The 5,337-nt window shown below is 63.6% G+C and carries 8 protein-coding genes; 7 read left to right on the plus strand and 1 reads right to left on the minus strand.

What is annotated here, in order from left to right; translation table 11 throughout:
* The coding region (locus tag D7Y15_RS41895; RefSeq protein ID WP_233605301.1) for a M91 family zinc metallopeptidase at positions 1–918 on the plus strand (918 nt) is incomplete at its 5' end.
* A 26-nt stretch (positions 919–944) separates the two neighbouring features.
* On the opposite strand, the gene D7Y15_RS41900 is transcribed toward D7Y15_RS41895, so the two are convergent.
* Positions 945–1,430 carry a hypothetical protein gene (locus tag D7Y15_RS41900; protein ID WP_121756054.1) on the minus strand — a complete coding sequence of 162 codons (486 nt, stop codon included), beginning with the start codon at positions 1,428–1,430 and terminating at the stop codon, positions 945–947.
* 48 nt (positions 1,431–1,478) lie between these two features.
* Here D7Y15_RS41900 and D7Y15_RS41905 point away from each other — a divergent pair, with 48 nt between their 5' ends.
* The 6 genes from D7Y15_RS41905 (at position 1,479) to D7Y15_RS44490 (ending at position 5,317) form a co-directional block, all read left to right on the plus strand.
* Positions 1,479–1,928: a hypothetical protein gene (locus tag D7Y15_RS41905; RefSeq protein ID WP_121756055.1), complete on the plus strand. Its 450-nt coding sequence runs from the start codon at positions 1,479–1,481 to the stop codon at positions 1,926–1,928.
* Between the two features lie 118 nt (positions 1,929–2,046).
* Positions 2,047–2,499: a hypothetical protein gene (locus tag D7Y15_RS41910; RefSeq protein WP_199746060.1), complete on the plus strand. Its 453-nt coding sequence runs from the start codon at positions 2,047–2,049 to the stop codon at positions 2,497–2,499.
* Between the two features lie 372 nt (positions 2,500–2,871).
* Positions 2,872–4,083 carry a hypothetical protein gene (locus tag D7Y15_RS44485; protein WP_126933684.1) on the plus strand — a complete coding sequence of 404 codons (1,212 nt, stop codon included), beginning with the start codon at positions 2,872–2,874 and terminating at the stop codon, positions 4,081–4,083.
* Positions 4,084–4,126: 43 nt separating this feature from the next.
* Positions 4,127–4,441 carry a hypothetical protein gene (locus D7Y15_RS41915; RefSeq protein WP_126933683.1) on the plus strand — a complete coding sequence of 105 codons (315 nt, stop codon included), beginning with the start codon at positions 4,127–4,129 and terminating at the stop codon, positions 4,439–4,441.
* Between the two features lie 43 nt (positions 4,442–4,484).
* A complete protein-coding gene (locus tag D7Y15_RS41920) occupies positions 4,485–5,012 on the plus strand; it encodes a hypothetical protein (RefSeq protein ID WP_121756057.1) in 528 nt (175 codons plus the stop codon).
* Positions 4,970–5,317, plus strand: a complete 348-nt coding sequence (locus D7Y15_RS44490; protein ID WP_126933682.1) for a hypothetical protein — start codon at positions 4,970–4,972, stop codon at positions 5,315–5,317. The genes D7Y15_RS41920 and D7Y15_RS44490 overlap by 43 nt, the downstream gene beginning before the upstream one ends.
* The last annotated feature ends 20 nt before the right edge of the window (positions 5,318–5,337 follow it).

Below are 5,337 nucleotides of genomic sequence, written 5' to 3' on the forward strand. Positions count from 1 at the left end.
CCCTCCACCTCCCGCCCCCGCAGCGACAGCCTGCCCGCGAAGCCTGAGACCGCGAAGCCGAAGCCGGTGGCGACGCCCGCGCAGTTGCAGGCGGGCAAGAACAACCTCAAGCCCACGGACTACGGCGTGGTGGATCCCAACCTCCAGGGCATCCGGACCCGCCGTGACAACGGCCAGTCTGGCGCGCAGTTCGCGGACTTCACGCAGGACGTGCGCCAGTCCACCAACCGCCTCACGAGCAAGCCCGTGGGCAACCAGATGCTGAACGACATCAATGGCCGCACCCAGGCCGTGAACCCTGGCGCCACGGGCACGCAGAGCAAGCCTCTGACGGCGATGGACATCTACTCGGGCCGCAACTCGGCGATGCCCAACTCGCACGTGCCGCGCAACGACGGCACCCTGTCGTCCACCCGCCCGGCGTACCGCTTCGACGGCCAGCCCGGCGCCGGCACGGCCAGCGACGTCAAGTACAACGAGAACGGCGGCGGCCAGCGCTTCAACAGCCTGGGCCACGAGTCGGTCCACGCCTGGCGCGCGTCCAACGGTGTCCAGGTGAGCCCCCTGGCCGCGAGCAAGCACAGCAACGCGGACGTCTTCAAGCAGCACCCGTCGCACTCGGCCAACATGAAGGACACCGTCGACAACCGCCTCCGCCTCACGGAGGAGTTCGAGACCGTGGGCCTGCGCCCCACGCCGCACACGAAGAACAACTGGGCCCCGTCCGAGAACGCCATCCGCGCCGAGCACGGCCTGCCGTCCCGCCAGGACTACTCGGGCCTGAAGCCCGACGGGAAGAACAGCAACGACCAGGCCTTCAAGAACTACGACGAAGGCACCGACGCCCGGAACTTCTTCCAGAAGCTGTCCGGCCAGCCGTCGCCCTTCCAGAAGATCGTCGGCGACCTGGAGAAGTGAGGCACCGGGGGCCTCGGCCCCCTTCCTCAATCCACGACGTTGTCCGCCACCTGTGCCCGGCCGTTTCCATGGAGCAGGACCGGGTGGCCGGATGACTCGAAGCTCTTGATGCCTCGGCGCGCCTTCCAGGCGAATTGAACGACCGTTTCGTCGAACCGGACCTCCGGAGCACCAGGCTCCGGATTCAGGTCGGTGACGCACGAGTCGCCAGCGCCGCCGTACCGGATTCGGACCTCGACCTGGACACCCTCGGGGCCACCAGTCCGCTTCACCTGGATGGCACCCACCCGCACACAACCCTTGTCCTGGAGCCGGGTCCACGTGATCTGGATGGGCACCTCCATGCCCTTGGGACCGACCTGCAACGTCGTCGTCTCGGAGCCGATGGACTCCAGGCCCGGACGCGCCGGCCGAGCGGCCAGTTCCAGTTGGGGTGCTTGGCTGTACGAAGTGCATGCCGTGGCCATCAGCGTGACCGCGGACATGGGGATGAGCCATCGGTGGACGGGCATGATGGCGACGATACGCCAATCGTGCATTCCTTTCCGTGAGGCCCTGACATGTTCCGACTGGAGTTTGAATGGCTCGATGCACATGACCCCGACCGTACGGGCTTCGACCTGGGGCACATGACGTTCACGAGCGACGCGGGGACCTGCACCTCCAAGGGCAGGTCGCCGGATCAGGCCATGATGCTCGCCATCTCCTTCGCGGGGCTGCTCGACGGACTCAAGGCGCTGGTGGCGGGCGGCGCGACGGACCACGTCTTCGACGGTGCGGATTCGTCGTTCAGCCTGCGCTTCAAGTGGGCGAAGAAGGGCCGCATCGCCATCCAGTGCGGCACTGCGTCGTTGGGCGAGGTGGAGTCCGACGAGCTTTGCCGTGCCGTCCTGGAGGGAGTGGAGTCTTTCATGGCCCGGCCCGAAAGTGCCCTCCCTCCTGGAGATGCGGCGCGAGGGGACCTGGAGATGAGCCTGAAGGAGTTCCGAGCGGCCATCCCGGGGATGTGAGTCAGCCGACACCCGTTCGGCCGTAGAGGAACAGGAATGCAACTGCACGCCTATTCCTACATCGGCCCGGAGGCGATACGCCTCGCCGCCGCGAATGCCCCCGATGGGATTTCCCATCATGGCTCCACGCGACGTCGAGGCGTGCCTCGAGGCGACTCCAGACGCCCTCGTCGAAGGGGCGACGTACGTCGTCGACCTCCAGGGATGCCTGCGGCTGGCGCCTCGACGCTCCGAGCATGTTGCTTGCGCGGGGGGCGAGGAAGTCCTGGCGGCTGGAGAGATCCGCTTCCATCGAGGGCTCGCGGGTCCCTCCGTGACGGACGTCTCGAATCAGTCGACGGGGTATTGCCCGGACACGACCTGCTGGACCGCCGTTGAATGGGCCTTCGCGAAGGCGGGGCTGAACCCCTCCGCTGGCTTCACTCACGAAGCCGTCTTCCGGCGCTGCACGCAGTGCGGCGAAATCAACCTCGTCAAGGAGGCCTGGTGCGTCTGCGTGTTCTGTGAGGCGGACCTGCCCGCCACGTGGAATGTCTCGCCGCGACGGTTGGTCCAGCTTGCAGACTCGTAGGCGCAAGCCAGTTCGCGGATAGGGCGCCTGAAGGCTTTGTGGCGACCATGAGCGCGGGGTTGCTCGCCACCGACGTCGGTCAGTGGCCATTTGAGCCCTCGTTCAGCCTGTTCCCCCGCTAGAGGCCTTCCATCCTACCCATGCTCGCCGGGCTTCGGCGGCCTCGGGCGGGCGACTGGGTCACAGAAGCGCGCACTTCAACGGTGAAGTACATTGCGGTTTCTCCTTTCGGCCCCCTCATGTTCTCGGTGCCGCGACACCTGTTCTTTCACCCCATACATGCCATCGCATCTACTCTATCACTTCCTCGCATCGCTCTCCGACCCCGAGCATTTCGAACGCCTCAGCGTCCAACTTCTACAACGAGCAGACATGCCCGGAATCGTGCCGTGCTCCGGCCCGACAGATCTGGGAGCTGACGCTGAGCTCTACGAAAGCACAAGCCAAGCCAGCGACGCATCCATCATTCAAATTTCCCTCCAGAAGACCTACAGAGAGAAAATCAGAAAAACAGCCGCCCGAGTGTCTGTAGCAAGGGGCGCCTGCAGACGAATCGTATTCATCTCAAATCAGGACATTAGCGCCAGAGAGGTACGGGCACTGAGAACTGAGATAAAGAGCAAACACTCAATCCACCTTGAGGTTCGCGACTGGCGCTGGGTTCATGCGCAACTATCCGATCCAAAGAACAAGGACCTTCGACCCGATCTGTATAGACGATTTCGAGAATCGTTCCCTATACTCCCCGAGAACGAAGAAGCAGACTCTGACTTCATGGGCTATGCCTCTCTGACCATGAACGAAAGAGAGGCCGCGCTCGAAACGCACGAATACACGGAAGGGAGTGCCCTATTTGGATTCAAGGGGCCGATAGAAGGCATCGGCAAATCCGCTCTCATTGTGATCGAGTCCAGGGGGGACATCTTTCACCAAGAGAATCTTTTCACACGAGTATTCGTCGGCAAGGCGGGCTCATTACGCCTTGTCCATTCGATTGAGGGGCGGACTACCAGTGTCCGCCTTACAACTCTCGACGGAGCCAAATCAGTCCAAATCATCCTCAACATCTGGGAGGGAGGAACGGGCAGCCAATCCTCCTGCTGCATTCTTCATGGACCAGGATTCACGGAGGCTTGCTTTGCTTCCAACGATCTACAGCAAGCACTGGTAACCGACGTTGACAACGATGGAGTCAACGAAGTACTTCTGGCAACGTTTACCTGGGCGTCGCTCTCCCTCTCTACGGCTATTCACTGGTACGATGTCTTCAAGTGGGGTGAGGGCAGACTGGAACGTTGCTCGGAGAAATGCACGGAATTCTACCAGAACGTCCTATCTAAAGACTGCCCATCAGAACTCAGACGTTTCTTCATTGCCAATACCCACGTCGGAAATGAATCATTCGAAATTTTCCGGCGCGACATTCTCGCCAAAGCGGAGCGCGCACTCATGGTGCTCGCCGGATTGCCTGACAACTACAAGTCGATAGTCGAGGCATCCGAAGCTACCGGATTTGCGCCTAGCAAATTCGACGCAATGGGAATTACAAAGCCATTCCACCACCTCCTTGAAGAGGACGACTGACTGTTGAGTTAAACTCCTTCATGCAGGCGCGGTGGATGCGAACATGGCGCGCCAGGCTGCGGTGAAGCAGATTCCGAGGAGGAGTGGATGCCGCGAATATACCGGTCCGTACATGAAGGCGCCGCTGAGCACCACGCCGCCGCCGAGCAGCCACGACCAGGGTGAGCGCGGACATGTGCACGCGCTGCGCAACGATGGCGGCGTTGAGGAAGATGTCCGAGCCGATAATTCCGCCGCTCACAAGCACTCCCGAGAGCAGGCCGATGCGTCGCGCGTCTCCATCTCGACGGGTGTCCAATCGGGCTCCGGCCTCATCCAGGAAGGGGCGGGCTCCTGGGACGATTGGGATATCGGCTAATATGCCCGCACCCGAACACGCCCATGCTGGAAAGAGGGGCCGCGTGGCATCCGTTGAAGGCATCAATCCGAAGTCACAGGCCCTGGAGATCGAGGCTCCCCTGCCAGGTGTGTTGGATGCCCTGGCGGCGCTCCCGCCGACCCAGAAGGCCCGCCGCTTCCGGAGCCGCGTGGGGCACCGGCTGGGCTCCCTGGCGAGGATCGGCGTCTTCCTCCTGTTCCTGTGGGTGGCCGGCACCTTCGACGGCCCCCTGTCCATCGTGGCGGGAGTCCTGGCGTTCTGTCTGGGGGCGGTGCTGTGGTTTCGCAGTCTGCTTCCCAGACGCTTCCACGCGGAGGGCCATCCTGGCGATGCGCTGGACCGCCGGCCGGAGCTGGTCCGCCGGGTGCTCCTGCGTCTCAAGGAGGACCTCGTCCCCCACACGCCCGTGCGCCTGCGGTTTCGTCCCGACCCTCGTCCGGAGGGCCCCGGTTCCAGCTTCTATGACCTGAAGCTCCTTTCGAAGACATCGTCGGATGTGCTGGATCCGTGGCTCACGCTGGAGACCCGGCGGCGGATGGCGCGCACCTGAGGCTGAGCGCGGTGGAGCGCCGCAGGAACAAGATCAGCGACCGCGGGCCCAACGGGCCCCGGCGTCGCAAGAAGGCCAAGGAGTACGACACCCTGTTCCTGGACGTCCGGCTGCGCGTGAAGGCGAAGCGGCACCCGGACCTCGCGGCGCTGGCATTGAAGCGGGCCCAGCATGCGGTGCGCCTTCCGCCCGGTGCGAGTAACCGTCCGGCCAGTGACGTGCCGGGACGCTTGAAGACAGGCCCCGACCGTGCTCGGCGAGCGCCGCGAGGAGTGAGCTGTTCAGGGACTGGGCTGGAGGGGTGACTCGGGCGGGTCGGCGGTGC

It is taken from the genome of Corallococcus sp. AB030 (genome assembly GCF_003668965.1).
Lineage (GTDB): Bacteria > Myxococcota > Myxococcia > Myxococcales > Myxococcaceae > Corallococcus > Corallococcus exiguus.